At 59.2% G+C, this 16,998-nt stretch carries 14 protein-coding genes and 2 pseudogenes; 9 read left to right on the top strand and 7 right to left on the bottom strand.

Annotated features, from left to right (window positions below; translation table 11 throughout):
• Positions 1-212 precede the first annotated feature (212 nt).
• The 8 genes and pseudogenes from MOV75_RS04110 to MOV75_RS04075 all read left to right on the top strand — a co-directional run bounded on the left by MOV75_RS04110 (position 213) and on the right by MOV75_RS04075 (position 9,341).
• On the top strand, positions 213-1,478 hold the full coding sequence (locus tag MOV75_RS04110) for a class I SAM-dependent methyltransferase (RefSeq protein ID WP_247004937.1): 1,266 nt from the start codon (positions 213-215) through the stop codon (positions 1,476-1,478).
• 49 nt (positions 1,479-1,527) lie between these two features.
• Positions 1,528-2,301 (top strand): glucose-1-phosphate cytidylyltransferase, encoded by a 774-nt coding sequence (gene rfbF / locus MOV75_RS04105; RefSeq protein ID WP_247004935.1) that lies wholly within the window; start codon positions 1,528-1,530, stop codon positions 2,299-2,301.
• Entirely contained in the window at positions 2,283-3,380 is a 1,098-nt protein-coding gene (rfbG, locus tag MOV75_RS04100; RefSeq protein WP_309486924.1) for a CDP-glucose 4,6-dehydratase, read from the top strand. Before rfbF ends, rfbG begins: the two co-directional genes overlap by 19 nt.
• A gap of 44 nt (positions 3,381-3,424) precedes the next feature.
• Positions 3,425-4,657, top strand: a complete 1,233-nt coding sequence (locus MOV75_RS04095; RefSeq protein WP_247004921.1) for a Gfo/Idh/MocA family oxidoreductase — start codon at positions 3,425-3,427, stop codon at positions 4,655-4,657.
• A 636-nt stretch (positions 4,658-5,293) separates the two neighbouring features.
• A pseudogene (locus tag MOV75_RS04090) lies at positions 5,294-5,412 on the top strand (integrase); the annotation flags it as partial.
• A 232-nt stretch (positions 5,413-5,644) separates the two neighbouring features.
• Complete coding sequence (locus MOV75_RS04085; RefSeq protein ID WP_247004919.1) at positions 5,645-7,036, top strand: hypothetical protein; 1,392 nt, start codon at positions 5,645-5,647, stop codon at positions 7,034-7,036.
• A 154-nt stretch (positions 7,037-7,190) separates the two neighbouring features.
• A complete protein-coding gene (locus MOV75_RS04080) occupies positions 7,191-8,222 on the top strand; it encodes an acyltransferase (RefSeq protein ID WP_247004917.1) in 1,032 nt (343 codons plus the stop codon).
• Between the two features lie 981 nt (positions 8,223-9,203).
• Positions 9,204-9,341 carry a hypothetical protein gene (locus MOV75_RS04075; RefSeq protein WP_247004915.1) on the top strand — a complete coding sequence of 46 codons (138 nt, stop codon included), beginning with the start codon at positions 9,204-9,206 and terminating at the stop codon, positions 9,339-9,341.
• Positions 9,342-9,879: 538 nt separating this feature from the next.
• Here the strand turns inward: MOV75_RS04075 and MOV75_RS04070 are convergent.
• Complete coding sequence (locus tag MOV75_RS04070; protein ID WP_247004913.1) at positions 9,880-10,086, bottom strand: hypothetical protein; 207 nt, start codon at positions 10,084-10,086, stop codon at positions 9,880-9,882.
• An 818-nt stretch (positions 10,087-10,904) separates the two neighbouring features.
• Positions 10,905-11,342, bottom strand: a complete 438-nt coding sequence (locus MOV75_RS04065; RefSeq protein WP_247004911.1) for a MarR family winged helix-turn-helix transcriptional regulator — start codon at positions 11,340-11,342, stop codon at positions 10,905-10,907.
• 212 nt (positions 11,343-11,554) lie between these two features.
• Here MOV75_RS04065 and MOV75_RS04060 point away from each other — a divergent pair.
• Positions 11,555-11,755: pseudogene (locus tag MOV75_RS04060) on the top strand (transposase); the annotation flags it as partial.
• Positions 11,756-11,865: 110 nt separating this feature from the next.
• Here MOV75_RS04060 and MOV75_RS04055 read toward each other — a convergent pair.
• From MOV75_RS04055 to MOV75_RS04035, 5 genes are all read right to left on the bottom strand, one after another.
• Positions 11,866-12,045: a hypothetical protein gene (locus MOV75_RS04055; RefSeq protein ID WP_247004909.1), complete on the bottom strand. Its 180-nt coding sequence runs from the start codon at positions 12,043-12,045 to the stop codon at positions 11,866-11,868.
• A gap of 72 nt (positions 12,046-12,117) precedes the next feature.
• Positions 12,118-13,770 (bottom strand): recombinase family protein, encoded by a 1,653-nt coding sequence (locus tag MOV75_RS04050; protein WP_247004906.1) that lies wholly within the window; start codon positions 13,768-13,770, stop codon positions 12,118-12,120.
• 246 nt (positions 13,771-14,016) lie between these two features.
• Positions 14,017-14,595: a hypothetical protein gene (locus tag MOV75_RS04045; RefSeq protein WP_247004905.1), complete on the bottom strand. Its 579-nt coding sequence runs from the start codon at positions 14,593-14,595 to the stop codon at positions 14,017-14,019.
• Positions 14,592-15,734: an ERF family protein gene (locus tag MOV75_RS04040; protein ID WP_247004903.1), complete on the bottom strand. Its 1,143-nt coding sequence runs from the start codon at positions 15,732-15,734 to the stop codon at positions 14,592-14,594. Before MOV75_RS04040 ends, MOV75_RS04045 begins: the two co-directional genes overlap by 4 nt.
• Positions 15,718-16,578 carry a YqaJ viral recombinase family protein gene (locus MOV75_RS04035; protein WP_247004896.1) on the bottom strand — a complete coding sequence of 287 codons (861 nt, stop codon included), beginning with the start codon at positions 16,576-16,578 and terminating at the stop codon, positions 15,718-15,720. Before MOV75_RS04035 ends, MOV75_RS04040 begins: the two co-directional genes overlap by 17 nt.
• Positions 16,579-16,998: the final 420 nt, after the last annotated feature.

Below are 16,998 nucleotides of genomic sequence, written 5' to 3'. Positions count from 1 at the left end.
CAGCAGGAAATGCTAGTACCAGATGCCGCGCACCGCGCAAAGCCATCCGGATTTTTCCCACGGCAAATTATGCAATGTTGCGAAGGACATATGCTTGATTAATGAGGGACGTTCCAGTAAGGGTCGCCCGGCGCGCTCAACGTCGTGCCACCGCTTGCGGGTGCCGTATTCCGGAAATTTGCAGTAATCCGTTGTCGCGATTAAGGTTCCGAATGCCCAACGCTTCACATCATGATATCCCGACCGGAAAACTGACGCGCTGTCAGGTTTGCGGCTCAGAACGGCTCGAGCTCGTGATCGACCTCGGTCACCAGCCTCTGTGCGATTCCCTTCCCTCGAAGGCACAGCTCGATGGCCCCGAGACCAGCTATCCGCTGCGTCAAGTCTGGTGCCGGGATTGCTCGCTGTCGCAGATCGACTACGTCGTTCCGCCGGAAGTCGTATTCCATCCTGAATACCCGTATCGCTCGGGCATCACCAAGGAGCTCGCGGTCTATCAGGATGCATTCGTTCAGGATGCGGTTGCAGACCTCGGGCTCAAGCCGGACCAACTCGTCGTCGACATTGGATCCAACGACGGGACGTTGCTGTCCGGTTTCAAGCGGCGCGGCATGCGAGTTCTCGGCATCGAGCCGACCAACATCGCACGCATCGCGCGGGAGCAGGGCGTCGACACGCTACAGGCTTTCTTCGACGAGGAAACCGCGCGCAAGGTCGTGGAGACGCACGGCCAGGCCAAGGCGGCGACAGCGACCAATGTCTTCGCGCATGTGGCGCAGCTCGGTGGCTTCATTCGCGGCCTGGAACGGCTGCTTGCGCCCGATGGCGTCTTCATTCTCGAAAACCACTATCTGCTCGACGTCATCGAAGGCGGCCAGTTCGACACGATCTACCACGAGCATCTGCGCACCTATTCGCTGAAGTCGATCGTGAAGCTGTTCGAATTTTTCGATTTCACCTGTGTCGATGCACGTCGCGTCAGTCGCTATGGCGGCAACATCCGCGTCTACGTGGCGAAAGGGCGCGGGCGCCCGGTCAAGCCTGCCATCGCCGAGCTTTTGAAGGCCGAGGATGATTTCGGCCTATCGCGTCCGGAATGCTACGAGGCCTTTCGCGCGCGCGCCGAGAAGGTCAAGACCGATCTGCTCGAGGTTGCGCTCGACTGCAAAAGGAAGGGGCTCAGCTTCGTTGGCAATTCTTGTCCTGGCCGCTGCAGCACGCTGCTGAACTACGTGGGTATCGATCGGATGCTGATGCCTTACATCTGCGAGCAGCCCACGTCTCTCAAGCTCGGCCTGCACCTGCCCGGAAAGCAGATCCCGATCGTCGACAACGAGCGCCTGATCCGAGAGCAGCCGGACTATGTGGTACTGCTGGCTTGGCATTACGGTCAGCCGATCGCCGAACAATTGCGGGCCAGGGGACTGAAGTCGAAATTGGTCATGCCGCTGCCCGAGGTCCGCATACTCCCGGATTGAGCGGTGCGCCGGAGATCAAGCCGGTCTGCGCGGGGCTAGGAATGGTGTCATGAAAGCGATGATCCTGGCCGGAGGACTCGGCAGTCGCCTCAGCGAGGAGACCTCCGTGCGACCGAAGCCGATGGTGGAGATCGGCGGGCATCCCATTCTCTGGCACATCATGAAGATCTACTCGTCGTTCGGCATCAACGACTTCGTGGTCTGCCTTGGATACAAGGGATACCTCATCAAGGAGTATTTTTCGCATTATCTGCTGCACACCTCCGACGTCACGATCGATCTCAAGAACAATCAGATCGACTTTCACGCCAGCCGATCGGAGCCATGGCGCGTGACGCTGGTCGACACCGGGGCGGAAACCGAGACGGGCGGTCGTATCAAGCGGGCGCTGCCTTATGTCCGCGATGACGAGGCATTCTGCCTGACTTACGGCGACGGCGTCGCCGATATCGACATCGCAAGATTGGTCGCATTTCATCGCTCGCACGGCAAGCTTGCGACGGTCACCGGCATTCGTCCGCCGGGAAGGTTTGGTAGCCTCCAATTGGAGGACACCGTCGTGAAGGGCTTTACCGAGAAGCCGCTCGGCGACGGCGGATGGATCAATGGCGGCTTCTTCGTGCTCAGCCCCCGCATCGCGGAGCTGATCGCCGGTGATTCCACGATCTGGGAGCGCCAGCCGCTCGAGCGCCTGGCCGCGACCGGAGAGCTTCGCGTATTTCGCCACGAAGGGTTCTGGCAATCCATGGACACATTGCGAGAGCGCAACCTGCTCGAAGGGCTTTGGAAGGGGGACAATCCGCCGTGGCGCGTGTGGAGGTAAACCCGGACTTCTGGCGGGACCGGCGTGTCCTCGTGACCGGTCACACCGGTTTCAAGGGCTCCTGGCTAAGCCTGTGGCTGTCCACCATGAGTGCGCGCGTTTTCGGCTTCGCTCTGGCGCCCCCGACCTCGCCGTCCTTGTTCGAGCGAGCCGAGGTCGGGGCTGTCGTAGACGATACAAGGGGCGATGTCAGGGACATCGAAGCGTTCTCCCATCTGCTGGCAAGGAGCAGGCCCGACGTCGTGTTTCACCTGGCGGCACAATCGGTCCTGCGGGAATCCTATGTTGATCCGGTCGGCACCGTTGCAACCAACGTGATGGGGACGTTGAATGTGCTAGAGGCGGTGCGCCAGCACAATCTCAAGACAAAGGCGCAACGATCGGGCGACGGCGTCCGTTCGCTCGTCGTCGTCACCAGCGACAAGTGCTACGAGAACCGGGAATGGGTATGGGGTTATCGCGAAGACGAGGCGATGGGGGGGCACGACCCCTATAGCACCAGCAAGGGTTGTGCCGAGTTGCTGCTGACTTCATACAATCGCAGCTTCGCCGAGCCACCCGCAGCCTCGGGCCGCGCCGGCAACGTCATCGGGGGCGGCGATTGGGCCAAGGACCGTCTGGTCCCGGACGCGGTTCGTGCCTTTGCGGCGGGACGTTCTCTCGAAGTGCGTCGCCCGCGGGCCATTCGTCCGTGGCAGCACGTGCTTGAACCGCTCTCGGGCTATCTGCTCCTGGCGGAGGCCCTCTCGGACCAGGGCGCGGCCGTCGCGCAGGGCTGGAACTTCGGCCCCGGACCGGAAAGCGAGCAGCCGGTGGTGCACCTTGTGGATACGCTGGCGGCGATCTGGGGTGACGGGGCTCGGTGGCTGCATGCGGGCGGCGACGAGTTGCACGAGGCGACGTTCCTGAAGCTCGATTCGTCAAAGGCGCGTACGACGCTCGGCTGGCGACCTCGGCTCGGATTCGACGAGGCGCTGAAACTGACTGCCGATTGGTATAAGGCGGATTTGGCGCGGCCGGCATTCTCGATGCAGGAATTCACGATCGGACAGATCCGCGAATACCGCGGCGCGGTCTGACCAAAGGGCGAACGGCTCGCTCCGGACGGCGTCAGAGGAGTGACATGAGCGGACTCACGGTGGCCTTGGTCGGAGGAGGAAGGTGGGGGCGGACGCATGGCTCCATCCTTGCACAGCTTTCCGACCGCGTTGGGCGCGTGCTGTGGGTCTCACGCCACGAGAGGGAGGCCGTAGATGCATTTCTCGGCAACCTACCAGGAGCACGCGATCGATTCACGCTAGTCGAAAGCCTGGAGACAGCGTTGGCCCTAAGCCCTGATGCCGCGATCGTTGCGACACGCGCCAGCGAACATGCGGAGACCGTCGGCACCCTGCTTCGTGCTTCCGTGCCGACGCTGGTCGAGAAGCCGCTTGCGCTAAGCGTAGGGACGGCAAGAGGTTTGGTCGGCCTGGCAGCCATCCGCGACGTTCCGCTTCTCGTCGGGCTCCATCTACTTACGGCGCCGTTCCTGCATCATTTCCTTGCTCTCTCGACCGGGCGCTCCTTGGCCGCCGTCGAACTGGAATGGCAGGATTCCGAGCAGGAGATTCGGCACGGCATCGTCAAGTCAACTAACCTGACCACGCACAAGGTTGATGAGATCATGCCGCATCTGTGGTCGATGCTGCATCTCGTAAATGATTGCGGCAAGCTGCAAGTGGACAAGGTAACACCGCTGGGGCGAGGCGCAGTCGAAGTGGAGATCGGCATGGGTGGCGCTCGCGCAACCCTGCGGTTTGGACGCAGAGCTCCCGAACGCCGCCGCCGGATGCGGCTCGAGTTTCGCGATGGCGGTTATGCGGAGCTCGACTTCACCATTGAGCCCGGCTTGATCATCCTCGACGGTGTTCAGCAAGCGACCTTCGAATCGAACAGCAAGTTCGGACCGCTGGGCGTCGAACTTGCCGGCTTTCTGGACATGGTGCGACTGCGGCCCGACGTTTCGTCCTTTCCGCAAGCGGCATCCCGCTGTATCGGGTCTGTCGAACTGGCTGAAGCGGTGCGCGCGCAGTTGCTCGTCGAGGAGGCGAGAGCCGTAGCGGACCGGCTCGCGCGTGGCCGCGGGATGAGAGATCCCGATGTCTTGGCTTGGCTTGTCGACAACATCGCACCTCTCCTGGACGTTCGCGAACCACGAAGCGGGAGCGCGAGGGCGGAGCTTGCGGACATGATCATCGACGCGCTCGAGGCTGTGACATCATCAACCCATGTTCAGGACCGTAAGTTGCATTCTATCATTGCGGTAATTCGGCAGTCGGACTTCTTCGGATATCTGAGGCAGGACCGGCCAGATTAGCGGCGTCGTCACGCCCGCCGCGACAAGTTGCCCGTTGTTTCGGCGTTCATGCTGCATTCAGCACCATCCGGCGATGCTGCAGTGCCCAGGAGAAACAAGATGCTGCTGACCACGATTGCGACAATCCTTGCTCTCTATGGAGCTCCAGCGCCGCTGGCCGAAAGCCCCGATCGCGCCCTCGAGGTACAGTATCGGGTGCCGAGACATCCGCCCCCTTGCGGGCATGGCTGGGACTTGAGCGCTCGAGACGGCTTTTGTTATCCGAACGGTTACCTGCCTCCCCAAGAGCAGGAGGCACGGCATCGATATTATCGCCCGCGATACGACGGGCCAGAGTACTATGATGAAACTCCGTACCGCTCCCACGGGATGCGCAGACGACCGGTCCCCTGTGGTCACGGCGCCGACCTCGACATTCGTGATGGTCGCTGTTACCCAAACGGGGCGGTTCCACTTCAATTCCAGAACCGGCCAGAGAATTATTACTACCGCCGCTATTGAGGTGCGAACGCTTTTGGAACTCGGAGCGATCAGGTGGGCCGATGATACGTCCAATCCGGGCCGACTCAGAATAAGTTCTTCGGTCGGTACCCTTAGAACTTGCCGCTCGTCCGCGATTGACTCTAGGCGACCTCGATCTATCGGCAAACCGGCAACCTACGAGCCGTGCAGCTTCTCTTAGACATACCAGGATCGAGAGTACGGTCCGTTATCTTGGCATCGAGGTTGACGACGCTCTCGAGAAGCGCAAGTGATGGTATGCCAGAGCGGAAGAGGCCGCCAAATGGGACGTCCTTAGTCAAGGTCGGGAGTTATCGATGGCTTCTCAGGTCGTCGATTTGTACCGAATGCCCAATCACTTCGTCATTCACACGAGAAAGCTACTGTGACCCCTATGTCGCAGCCGCCAAAAAAAAGATCGTAGTACGCCAAGTCTTCTTGTCCTTACCTACAAGCCACTGTTGGATGCGAGCAAAAGGTGACGAAATGAGCACGTTTGACGCCGTGACTGGCTCTGATCCTTCGCGCAGCCGACGAGCACTGTTCGCAGTCCTCGTGGGGTTCACGATATTTGCGCTGTGCTTCTACGGGATCTTTTACCTTTACGATTATCGAGACGGCGATTCGATTGCACCTACGTCCATCAAGCTCATCAAAGATTTGGTGTGGACGATTGTACTGCTGTTTCTGCTTTCCATCAACACTACTCGGGCTCGCATAGTCGACCATCTGAGGCAGCCTTACAACCTAGTTCTGCTGACATTCTGCGCTTGGCTGGTCGCTGTTAAAGTCGTTGAGGTGTTTGCGTATGGCAATTACAACACCATACTGCTTACGTTGAAGAACGCTATTCTATACGCCGCGATGGTGCCGCTGCTGGGTATGCTTTGTGCAGAAGCAAAACGCAGCCTGGTGAAGTATGTTTCCGTCGTTTTTGTTGCCGTTGCCTTCATCCAAGCCATCTTCTCTGCCGCGCTTTTTGCGTCCTATCCCGAGTATTCATTTTGGAGAGATGACCCATACAATGGGTTCAATCCTTTCGTTGGGCTTTTTTCAAATCCCAATCGATTTGGTTTGTTTCTCAATTTGGGGGCCGCCGTTCTGTGCGGGTTTCTGTTAATTTCACCCCGTAAGGAGGCGTTCTTTGCTGCGGTCGGCCTAATCCTGCTAGCGCTGAGCATTTTCTATACCGCGGCACTGTCTCAACTTGTCGTGTATTTCGGCTTGCTTACTTACGCGACAATCGTTGCCGCTTGGACGATGGGCAGGCTGTGTCTCAGATTTTCGGCCATCACCCTGACTTCCGCTATAGTCATAGGCCTAGTTGGCCTTAACTGCAAAAGCCCGCTCCCCGACGCGTCACATAATGAATCAGCCCTAGCGTGGGATTTGAGGAACCTGGCCGCTCTTGCAGTAAACGGTCAAACTCTCGATGGAAAGTCGTTTCACTTCACCTCGGATTCCATTGTGAACCGGATGAAGGAAATTGGTGATTTGGGCGAGAGCTTTGCCCAGAACGCGTCCTCTCGGCAAAGCGGAGACAATCGAGGGCTGAAGCAACGGCTTGTTGGTCTTCCTGATCACATGGCGCCGTCAAGCCAAAGCCAGTTTGCTTACATCTATTTCAGATATGGGCTAATCGGTGTTGTTTTGTTTGCTGGTGTGCTAGCCGTCCCCGCCATTCGAGGACTTCTCGGGCTGACAAAATGCGCCGGTAGGGATGATTCGTATCGAATGCTGTTTTGTTATCACCTGTGTCTGGTCGCATTCATAGCCACCTTTTTAGGCGACAATGGCTTGTTGGACTTTCCTACAAACTTTTTGTTGTTTTTTGTGCTTTTTGCCAATCAATCTTTGTTCGATCCGGCCATCACTTAAAAGATGGCGTGACTCCAAAGGTAAGGAGCCTGAGCGCTTGAAGTGGGTTTGACGACCTTGTCCGTAATTTTGATTTAGCAGGCGTCATTTTACTTCAAGCCCTGCCCATTCGGTTCGATCCCTGACGCGCGCCGCACCTATGCAGTCTTCCTTAATGGTCAATGCTGGCAGATTAGACGGGCTGCAGGTAGCTAGGGCACTCGCGGCGCTGGTCGTCGCCTACTATCACTCCTTCGCGATCTTTAGTACGTGGCCCCTTGCCAATTTTTTTCCAATCCCTGGATTGAAAGAGCACGGATATCTCGGTGTGAATTTCTTCTTTGCTATATCCGGTTATGTAATCAGCCTTGTTTGCGACAAAGATAACTTTTCCGTTCGAGAGTTTCTGGCAAGAAGATTTTTCCGGCTCTACCCAGTCTATTGGTGTGTCGTGCTGGCCGCGATCCTTGTGAAGTTGTTGGGAGTGTCCTTGCCGAGGCAGATTGAACTTATTCCCATCCTTTACTCGATGACACTTTTGCCACACGAAGGATCAGACTCGTTCATGATCATTCCTGTAGCATGGTCACTTGAGTTCGAGATTATGTTTTATCTGCTTGCTGCGCTCGTGGTCCCATTTCTTCGGATTTGGGGCTTGGCTGCGGTTCTTGCATGTCTAATCGTTTGGGCCTACGCCGCGCCGCCCGAAATTTTCACCTTTCACCTAGTTCGCACCCTGCATTCTGACTTTCTCGCTGGTGTGCTAGCATACCTTCTTAGAAAGCCGCTGCGTTACATCCCGCCGCTTGTTCTGATTCCTTGTGGCCTGTTCGGCTACTATTGTGCGGTTGTTCTACTTGTACCTTTTTCCGGGTCACTTGGCGGGTTACTCGCCGTTAGCGCGCTTGCAAATGCAAAGTGGCGATGGGACCGATGGCCGCTGCGCCTGCTAGTGAGGGTGGGCGACGCATCGTATTCAATGTACCTTCTTCATTGGGTGATGATCTATGTTTTCGTAACGGTGATTGCCAAGATCGGCGTACCGCCAGCTTGGAGTGCAGAGCCGATCCGGTTTGCCTTTCTCGGCGTCTGTTGTTGGCTCTCGTTCCAGGCATTCCGATACATAGAACGGCCAATGATTGAACTCGGCAATCGGCTGGTGCTAGGCAGAAGTTGGTCAGTTGCCCTATTTCGCTTGACGCGATGAACGCCCGCAAAGCGAGATATTGGCTTCGTGGTCGCTCTCTGCGCAGAACAGGCAACGAAACGTAACGGTTGGCCTCATGTGCGCGACTCCGATCCTTTGAGCTTGCTATCGTTGGTGCGCATATCGATGCGTTCGAGTTCTGCCCCGCACCACCCCGATGGGCTGATTGAGCGATACCGTATCCTCTGCAACTGTCGCAAGCCGCAGCCGGGCATGATTAGAGCTCTCCTCGGGCGCTACCCAGTGGATATCGATGATAGCTTCATGATCGGGACAAGCGCTGCGGCGCAGGCAGCCCGCATCGCAGCCTATCCATTCAATGGGTCTAACCTCCAACCTTTATCGCTCCGCTTTTATCGGCTCGGTCCCATGGTCCTTCGCAGCAACAACTGTCGCATCATCGAGGCGCGGGAACGGAGGATTGATGCTGTCGATTTGCGATCAGAAGCTCGGCCGATTGCGAGCTAGCAACATCAAACGGGAGAGTTGGCGTCTAAGCGACAGATTGAAGCCAATCGCGCAAACGCAGCGAAGAGTACCGGCCCGCAAACAAGCGCTGGGAAAGCAATAGCAAGCCGCAACGCTTATCGGCATGGATTATCTCGTTGGGACGAAGCCGCTGGTTTGGGTTTCGATGGGTTCGATGCAGTTCTTCCCGAAGAGCTCAACGGCGCGGATATGGACTTCAAGATCTGGCTCAAGCCAGGAATCGACAGGATCGGCTGCGAGCTCTGAGGCTAGGTCTGATCCTAACCGTGGTTGAGGGCGCTGAACCTAGCAATTGAGATTTTTGTGAGCGGATGAAGAAGGTTGCGCTTTCGCGGCAGCGGCTCAAACGCGTGAAGCGGTACAACGTATGAGGATCACAACAGATCGAGGCCATAGAGACTGGAACCGCAAAGTACCCGCTCAAGCCGGGAAACATCGTCCGATTGGACGGTTCGCGTTCCTCTGCTAATATTTCAAAGTCTTGGAGGCTGTATGAACTACATTTTCCCACTGCTGGCCGTCGCCATCACCATCGGCCTTTTTGTGGTCTACGCGATGGTGCGGGAGAATTTTCGCCGATCCCGGCCCGTGGATGAAGTTCCTCGCTGGCCGGATTCCAGTCTGAGGTAGGCGCACCAGTGACTTACGTCGGCATATCGCTAGAGAACCGGCCTACGAGGGTCAGCGGTCGCCAAACGGCTCGAATCGAAAAAACCGAAATTTCGCTTGCGCCGTCGGGCAAAACAGTAGTTTATGAGGTGCTGGTCTAGCCGTAAATGGAGCCCAGCCAATGGCCGACGAATGCAAGGCTTTGTCCGATCTGCCGGAACTAGCTAAGCTTAACGGAGAATTCCGAAGGAACTACGGGAAGCTTCTTGGAGCTTTCTTGTATCTGCGTTCGATCAGTGCCGCCCGTGGACGGTCCTGGTTTTGGACCGCTTTGCTTTCAGCCGTTTGCTCCGCCGCGCTGGCGTGGCTGGGGAAGCAGGGTATCTCGCTATGAGCCGCAGGTGACAGGCTGGGAAATAATTGGCCGTCGGCGCTGCATGATTTATGCCGCGCTCTCTCAATCAAACGGCGGTGCGACTCACGACCAGGCGAGCGATTTTCTCCAAGCGCTGCGGCGAACTCTCGCCTGCAAGATGCAGACGTGCTCTCGAGGGGCCCGTCAAACCACCCCGCCGAAGTCGATGCCTTCTTTGGCGAGCTTCTCAGCTTCCTCTGCGGAAGCGGTGGGCTTCGTGTCGAGGTAGGGGTGCTCAGATGCCGGCAGGATGGTGCGGATGTTCTGGCCATCCGCCCGCGTAATGCGGGCAACCCAGCCCCTATGGCCGTGCTCAAATCGCTGGATGTGATACTGCTTGTACGTAATCATGACTCTTGAACGCAACTGAGACTAAAACAGAACCGCTTTAGCTAAAATGATGTCGCCGCACAATGGGTCTGAAGCCGAGTTAGGATCAGCCTAAACTGCCGCATTCCCAGCACCCCAGGTTAATAGAAAAGCCCGCCGACCTGTGAGCCGGCGGGAGTAGCTGAGATTGCGACCGGTTCAGGTCGCCAGTAGACCCCTAGCACCGCGGATGGTCAGTGTGAAGGCGGACCGCAACCTGTCGCCCAGCTGGCTGCTCTTATTTGCTGAGCTGACATCGTCAATTGCCAGATATAGCCTTCTGGAAGCAGCCGTTTTCGCGTCGAGGAAAAGATGAAACGAGCGCTTGCCATTGCGTTGCTAATAATTCTCCCAACGACATGCCTACACGCCGGTTCAACAATCGTCGGCGCCGGCTCGCAATCCTGCACCAGCTGGATGAATAGAAGGAAGAACCCGGTCGTCAAGGCAGCGTTCGAATCCTGGGTTGTGGGCTTCGTTAGCGGGCTAAATGTCAGTGCTGAGAAGGACATCATCGGCGGTGGTGATTTCACCGCCATAGTGGCTTGGATGGACCGGCGTTGTATGTCCCACCCTATGGATCAAATTGGAATTGCGGCTCTAGACTTGGCGATGGAGTTGGCGGGTCAGACGTCCAATCGCTAAGGTCAGGCTGCGATCTCTCATTTTCAGGCAGTTAGATCCTAGCTCGCTGTTCCCGAAGGCGTGCTGGATTCGGCGCAAGCGAGCGCGTCTTGGTTTCCCTAAATCTGCGTGGACACCCTGACAGATGATGTGGAAAGTTTAGGTGCCCACTTCCTTCAGGGATCTCCCAGTCGGCCCAGCGTCCGTTGAAGCTCGCGGAAGCAATTCGGCCCGATCCTTACGGCTAGCTCCTCCTCGCTTTCGGCAATCGCCGGTCGCAAGCGACCTAACAGTTCGGCGCCGGCTTCGGTCAAATAGAGCACATAGTAGCGCCGATTGGCCGCTGAGGTAGAGCGCTGTACTAGCCCGCGCCGCTCCAGCTGGTCGACCAGCCTCCCGAGTCCAGCGCGCTCGATCGATAGCGATTGCGCGATGGCGAGCTGATTGGCGCCTGGATTGGCTTCGATCAACGATAGGACGAAGAATTGCGACGGGCCGATCTGAAAGGCGGCAAGCCGCCGGCTGACGTCTTTGAAGACCATTAGCTGGGTTCGCCGGATGCGATAGATGAGTGATTGAGACATATCTGCGGAGGCAAGCAGCGCCGGCGCCACGGATTTTGTCGCTGCGCTGTTGCGCGACGGCTTTACTTCGGGCGCAGTCTGCTGGATTCTTTTGGCGAGCCGTCTGCCACCGCCCTGGTCTGCTTTCATTGGGACGATCCTCACAAGCGCGGGGCAGGAGTATCCGACCGGGCTGTCCGCCTCGGTTGCAGAGTGTATCGCAGAGCATCCGGATCGAAAAGCGATCGGCACCTTGCAGGCCGCTCCGTTCAGTCGGCGCCAAACTCTTCTTCCTGCCCAAATCCTGGCCCCGATCTGAACCCGATCGAGCTGCTTTGCCAAGCTCAAGCACCTGCTCCGCAAGGCGGCCGCGCGAACCCTCGATGCGGTCTGCCGGGATCGGCCAAGCACTCGATGCCTTCACCCCCAAAGAATGCGCCAACTACCTCAAAAATTCAGGCTATCAAACCGAATGCCATCACGCTTTAGTTCAAGTTCTGCTGGATGGAACGAAGCGCTCCGTCACCTTGCATGCTTGCTACGTGGAAATGGCACGCGTCGAAACGCGCGAAAGCTAGTCACGATCGCGGCCCGCAGAGGCGAAGTCACGTGCGGCAAGCTCCAATTCAAGATCCGTGATCCGCTCGAAGATTTGAGCGGCGATCCTCTCGGACTCTTGAACTGTCAGCGATCGGATCCCGATCGAGGCCAGTTCGTCTCTCAGGATTTTTGCGACTATCGCTTTGGCGCCCATGACACTTGGTCCTAAAGCGGGCATCAAAGCTCAACCAGAGGGCTCGCACAAGATCTCAAGAGGTCGCTGGTGTCAGCGCCGCCTATGGATCCGTCCGGGTTTGGACCGCGCCGCTTTCGGCTTCTCGTTTCGGGGCGCTGGCGTGGCTTGGGTGGGGCCTGTCCTTATAAGCCGGCGGGTGATCGCTTGAACAAGGCCGGTGGTCGTTTTGAACCGCATAATTCCTCGTCGCGTCCGCGCTGTTTCGGAAAAGCGGATCGTGCGTTTCACTTTGCCGTCGGTCGGCAACAGTACGTAGTCGAGTACAGCCTTGTTGTGCTCGGACAGTCGGATGGCGGCAATCCAGCCGTCAGGAAGAGACGCCTCGCGCTCGATGCTCCAGTGCGGTGCATGGCCTGGCTTTTGGCCGGGTGTCCAGCGGGCAGCCCTGACCGATAAACAGGCTGTCCCGTTCACGCGCAGGCAATCGCTCCAGCCGCCGGAACTGATGCGTCCGCCTGCCGCCTCAATCGCGGTGGCGGCCTGTTCGACAAGTTTTGCCCTCAGCTCGGACCAAACAGGACGCGAGTCGAGGAATTCGTAATTCCGCTTCGGGATATAGCCGAGCAACCGATATAGATTTCGAAAGTTGCCGAAGTGCGTTTGACAGGTCGCAGAGCAGGGAAGTCCCGGAGTTCGATCGATAATGGCTGGAGTCAGGCGCCCCTCTCTGAGAAGGGTCTTGCGTAAGCGAACGAGCATCTCCTCCTCGGACAAATCAACGCGTCGCCCCTCGATGATTTTCCTGACGTTGAAGAAGACCTCGCGATCGATGATGGGTTCGATGCAGCCCTCGCTTCGGATCCATTGCTCAGGAGGATTCCTCACGGCGGCCTGCCGTAGCTTTTGGGACTTTCGGTTGAAGATGAGGTTTCCGATATAGCTCTCGTTTCGAAGAACAATGCCCACCGCGGCGCGGGTCCATGGCGCGCCTGTGCTGGAGACAAGTCCTTTCTGATTGAGCTCCCAAGCAATCACAGTTTCAGACCGCACCTCGAAGAATCTTTGAAATATCCACTTCACGACGGCGATTTCCTTCGGGGCACCTGGTCTTATGCGAATGTGATCCGTCAGGATGTACTTCCGGTCTCCTTTCTTCATCACGCCTCTTGTTTGCATCTTTTCATCGACGAGCTCCCGTACCAGCGCGTAGCCGGCACGGCCGCAGGGCTTGTAGCCGAGCCGCGCAAAGCGACATTGACCGGCGTAGACCTTCGCTGAAAGCTCGCGGCTGTACTCGGCCGCCATCACTCGCTTGATGTTCTTGACGATGCTCGCAAGCATGCTCCCATCGTTTTCAAATTGCTCAGCGCAATAGGCAACCTTGATGCCAGCGCGTCTGCAAACGAATTCATAGTGCGCGCTTTCGTCAACGTCCTGGAATCGGCCCCATCGGCTGACGTCGTAGACCAAGAGATGGCCGAAATCGGCCTGGTTGCTCTCGACATCCTCAAGCAATTGAAGCAGGCCGGTCCTGTTCTTGATGAGCAGTCCGCTCTCACCCTCGTCCTTGTAGGTGCGAACCAGCGTAAAGTTACGGGCATGGGCGTACGCTGCGATCACGGCGGCCTGATTTTGAATCGAGTATTGTTGCCGGTCGGTTGACATGCGGACATATTGGGCTGCGCGAACGCAGAGGAGCGATCTTGGCAGATGAGCCTTGTGAACGATGAGCTCGTTGCCCATTCTTCACCTCATCAGAACTCGAGTTGCGAAGACATAGAACTACTTGGTCTGTCGCTGTTCAAGGACGAATCACGTGAACGGGTCGGTTGGATTGCTGCGCTTGCGAATTGCCTTGACTCTCCACCGCGATCAGCCGGCCAAGCAACGCAGCCGGCCTGCTTGATGGAGATGCGCAATGCGAAGCTTGCTGGGGCTGCCGGCTTCTGCACGGGTCTCAGTCGCGCTGGCGATCTAGCTCGGTCTCCCTCAGACACGCGGTCGGCGTAGCGGTCCACCTCCGAAGCGCTGATTCCTGATCTCGCGAAGCAGCAGCATGCGCTTGGTTTGTGCGGCATTGAGCAGCCCCTCGAACAAGACCAGCACCTCGCGCGCCTGCACGTAGACTTCGGTGCTGATGGCGTGTTGGTCGAAGCCATAGGTCGCGAGGCGCGCGTCGATCTCGGACGCAGCGACGGGGTCGCACCGCCAGCTCAGTGCATTTTGTAGCGTGTAGGTCTCGGCCTCCGGTTCGAACTCGGGATCAATTCCGACCATGTCGATGCGCCGCAGCGCCGCCTCAACCGCCTTTTGGCGATAGGTCTCGAGCAATTTATGCCGCAACATGCGGTAGCGCTGGATGTCCCAGGACAGCTCGGCGACGTCAATGGCGAGCAGCCACTCGATGGCGGATTGCGGCGCGAGGTCGGCAAAGATCGCCTGCTGGAGCGCCTGGTAGTGTTCGAGCTGTTCGCCCGGCAGCAGCAGGGGCGGGGGCGCCAAGGACGCAGACTCGACCGGCAGCGTCGTGACGGTGAGCTCGCGCCCGGTTTGGAACAGACCGTTCATCCGGCGACCTCCGAATCCAGGTTTACCGCAAGCGACGCGGCGCTCAGGGCGAGGTTGGCGGGATCGTGGACGGGGCTCGCCGCCCACAGCTCCTGCGCCACCGGCAGCGGCGCGATCTGCAGGTTCGCCCACCACGCCCGTTCATTGCCATGCTGATGCAGCTCCTGGTGATGCTCGCGGCACAGGGGGACAGTGAACTCATCGCTGACCTTGCGGCCGAGCGCCCGGGCTTGAGCGAATTTCAGATGATGGGCATCGCACGGGGTTTGCTGGCACACCAGACAGGGCTGCTCCCTAACAAACAACAGGTGCGCCTTGCTGCGTTTGCGGGACGGCTCCTTGGGATAGGCGAGCCCGGCCTCGGGTAGCGCTGGCTGCAGCGCGGCCTCGGCGTCAGCAGCAGGCGCTGCTGGCAGGCTTGGCGTGCCATTCAAGTCGGCCGTCTGCTCCGCCTGAGCACGGCCAGCGTCCTCAAGCTTGGCCTGATAAGCTGCCTCGACGTGCCGGGCATCCGGCTCCTGCAGGCTGTTCTTGAGCGGGAGGCTCGCCATGGCCCAGCTGAGCAGATCGGTGCTGGCGGGCAGCGCTTCGAGCTGGCGCAACAGCTGCTCCCGGAGTGCGGCGGACTCGCCCGGCCGCAGCACCGGGGTACGGTTGAGAGCGCCCTTGCCGGGCGAGGCCTTGAGGTTGGGTGGTGCGGGGGAACCGGCGGCCGTATCCGGGGCGTCCAGATCATCCTCGCCGGCAATCCCGACCAGCGCGAACAGGGCATAGCGTCGGGCGTAGGTCAGTGCCGCGCCCATCCGGTGCGGCGCCTCGATGTCCCGTGCGGCGCAGACCGGCCAGTCCGAGGAGATCCACTCGCCGGAGGAATGGGCGAGCAGGGTGGTGAGGTGGATGTGGCCGGTGCCCTGTTCGACCCGGGTGGTCTGGATGGTGGCGATCTCCTGCTGGCTCAGCGTCTTGCGCACGATGTCGAGGCCGCTCGCCAGCGAGGCGTAGCGAAAGGTGCGGTCGTCATCGCGCAGGAACGGGGAGCGGATCTGAGCGGTCAGGGTCTTTTCCGGATTGGTCAGTTCGGCTTGCGCGCGAGCCAGCGCCGCCGCGATCGCCCCGATATGGTCACTGGCCTGGTGCATGGACGGCCTCCATCTCCACCGGATCAAAGCTGACGGCGCCAGCCTTGGAGCGCTTGGCGCGAATGCCGTGCCCGATCGCTTCCTTGGCATCCTCAGGCAGCAGCTTCTTGAGCTCGGTCTTGGCCAGCTCGTGCTCGCCATGGGCGGCGCGGGTGCGCAAATAGGTCGCCGCGCATGCGGCCCACAGATTGGAGGCGGTCATGTCGACCACCTTGACGGCGGCGAGCCGCGGCCGCGGGGTCTCGATCCCGAACAGCAGCGGCGGCTCGCCGCTCTGCACGCAGCGCCAGAACTTTTTCTCCGCGGTCAGCAGCAGGTGTTGGTAGAGCGGATCGGCATGCACGGTGATCTCCACCCATTTGCCGCCGCCGGTGATGATCGAGAGCACGGCCGCGCGCGCCGCGACCACCCACATGTTGTGCTGCAGCTGCGCCATGTGCTTGTCGGCCGCCGCCTCTTCGCTAAAAGCCCAGGGCAGCATGAACTTGGCCTCGAACACCGCGCCGGTCGGCGCGACCATGCCGTCCAGGGTGGCGGCCATCCAGGCATGGACGGGGTGCCGCACCCGCTTCTGAATGTCGGTGATCGCGTGACCGGTGGCGCTCTGGTACCAGCTGCGGTTAAGGTCTTCGGTGGCGATGCCGAGCTGAACGATCAGGTTGTGCGACAAATCTTGCGGCGCGATCTCGCCGCGTTTTTCCTGCCACAGGCGCAGCAGTTCGTCCTGGTCCCGGCCCATGATGATGCGGGCGTCCGAGCCGCCGATGAAGGCGCGCCGGTCGGGGCGGTTGAATGTGATGACGGAACGGGGCGCCGCGGCGCCGTCAGCTGAAATCGTGGTCACCGGTCTCTCCTGGGTTTACGCGGCTTGCCGCCGCACCACCAAAAGCCCCGCCACTGCGAGGGGAGAGACCGGGGCCAAGGGCCCGTCGGCCGGTCCAATGATTAACGCTCCTTTTGCGCGGGAATGCCAGTCTTTTCTACAGCGGTTGGGCCTCTTTTTGGACGAGAAACCATTGATCTTTCAACACGTTGGAGCGAACTTCCGGCCGCCACGATCAGCATCCGCCGAGGGCCTCGGAGATGACGTCAATTCGACAAATCGAAGCCAATCGCGCCAACGCCAAGCGCAGCACCGGGCCGACAACGGCGGGTGGAAAGGCGAGGTCAAGCCAAAATGCGCTGCGCCATGGCTTGGCGCGGAGCACGATCGGCGATCCTGCCGAGGCGGCGAATCTTGCCGTCGCGGTGGCTGCGGGGCTCG

This window comes from Bradyrhizobium sp. PRIMUS42 (genome assembly GCF_023006515.1).
GTDB lineage: Bacteria > Pseudomonadota > Alphaproteobacteria > Rhizobiales > Xanthobacteraceae > Bradyrhizobium.
Note: the sequence above shows the minus strand (reverse complement) of the source record. Positions and strands in the feature narration are given on the sequence as shown.

Bases quoted from the DNA above. Each gene is read 5' to 3' on its own strand.
- MOV75_RS04085 (WP_247004919.1), top strand. From the start codon at position 5,645: ATGAGCACGTTTGACGCCGTGACTGGCTCTGATCCTTCGCGCAGCCGA.
- MOV75_RS04045 (WP_247004905.1), bottom strand. From the start codon at position 14,595: ATGAACGGTCTGTTCCAAACCGGGCGCGAGCTCACCGTCACGACGCTG.
- MOV75_RS04070 (WP_247004913.1), bottom strand. From the start codon at position 10,086: ATGATTACGTACAAGCAGTATCACATCCAGCGATTTGAGCACGGCCAT.
- MOV75_RS04095 (WP_247004921.1), top strand. From the start codon at position 3,425: ATGAGCGGACTCACGGTGGCCTTGGTCGGAGGAGGAAGGTGGGGGCGG.
- MOV75_RS04075 (WP_247004915.1), top strand. From the start codon at position 9,204: ATGAACTACATTTTCCCACTGCTGGCCGTCGCCATCACCATCGGCCTT.
- rfbF (WP_247004935.1), top strand. From the start codon at position 1,528: ATGAAAGCGATGATCCTGGCCGGAGGACTCGGCAGTCGCCTCAGCGAG.
- MOV75_RS04040 (WP_247004903.1), bottom strand. From the start codon at position 15,734: ATGCACCAGGCCAGTGACCATATCGGGGCGATCGCGGCGGCGCTGGCT.
- MOV75_RS04110 (WP_247004937.1), top strand. From the start codon at position 213: ATGCCCAACGCTTCACATCATGATATCCCGACCGGAAAACTGACGCGC.
- MOV75_RS04050 (WP_247004906.1), bottom strand. From the start codon at position 13,770: ATGGGCAACGAGCTCATCGTTCACAAGGCTCATCTGCCAAGATCGCTC.
- MOV75_RS04055 (WP_247004909.1), bottom strand. From the start codon at position 12,045: ATGGGCGCCAAAGCGATAGTCGCAAAAATCCTGAGAGACGAACTGGCC.
- MOV75_RS04080 (WP_247004917.1), top strand. From the start codon at position 7,191: ATGGTCAATGCTGGCAGATTAGACGGGCTGCAGGTAGCTAGGGCACTC.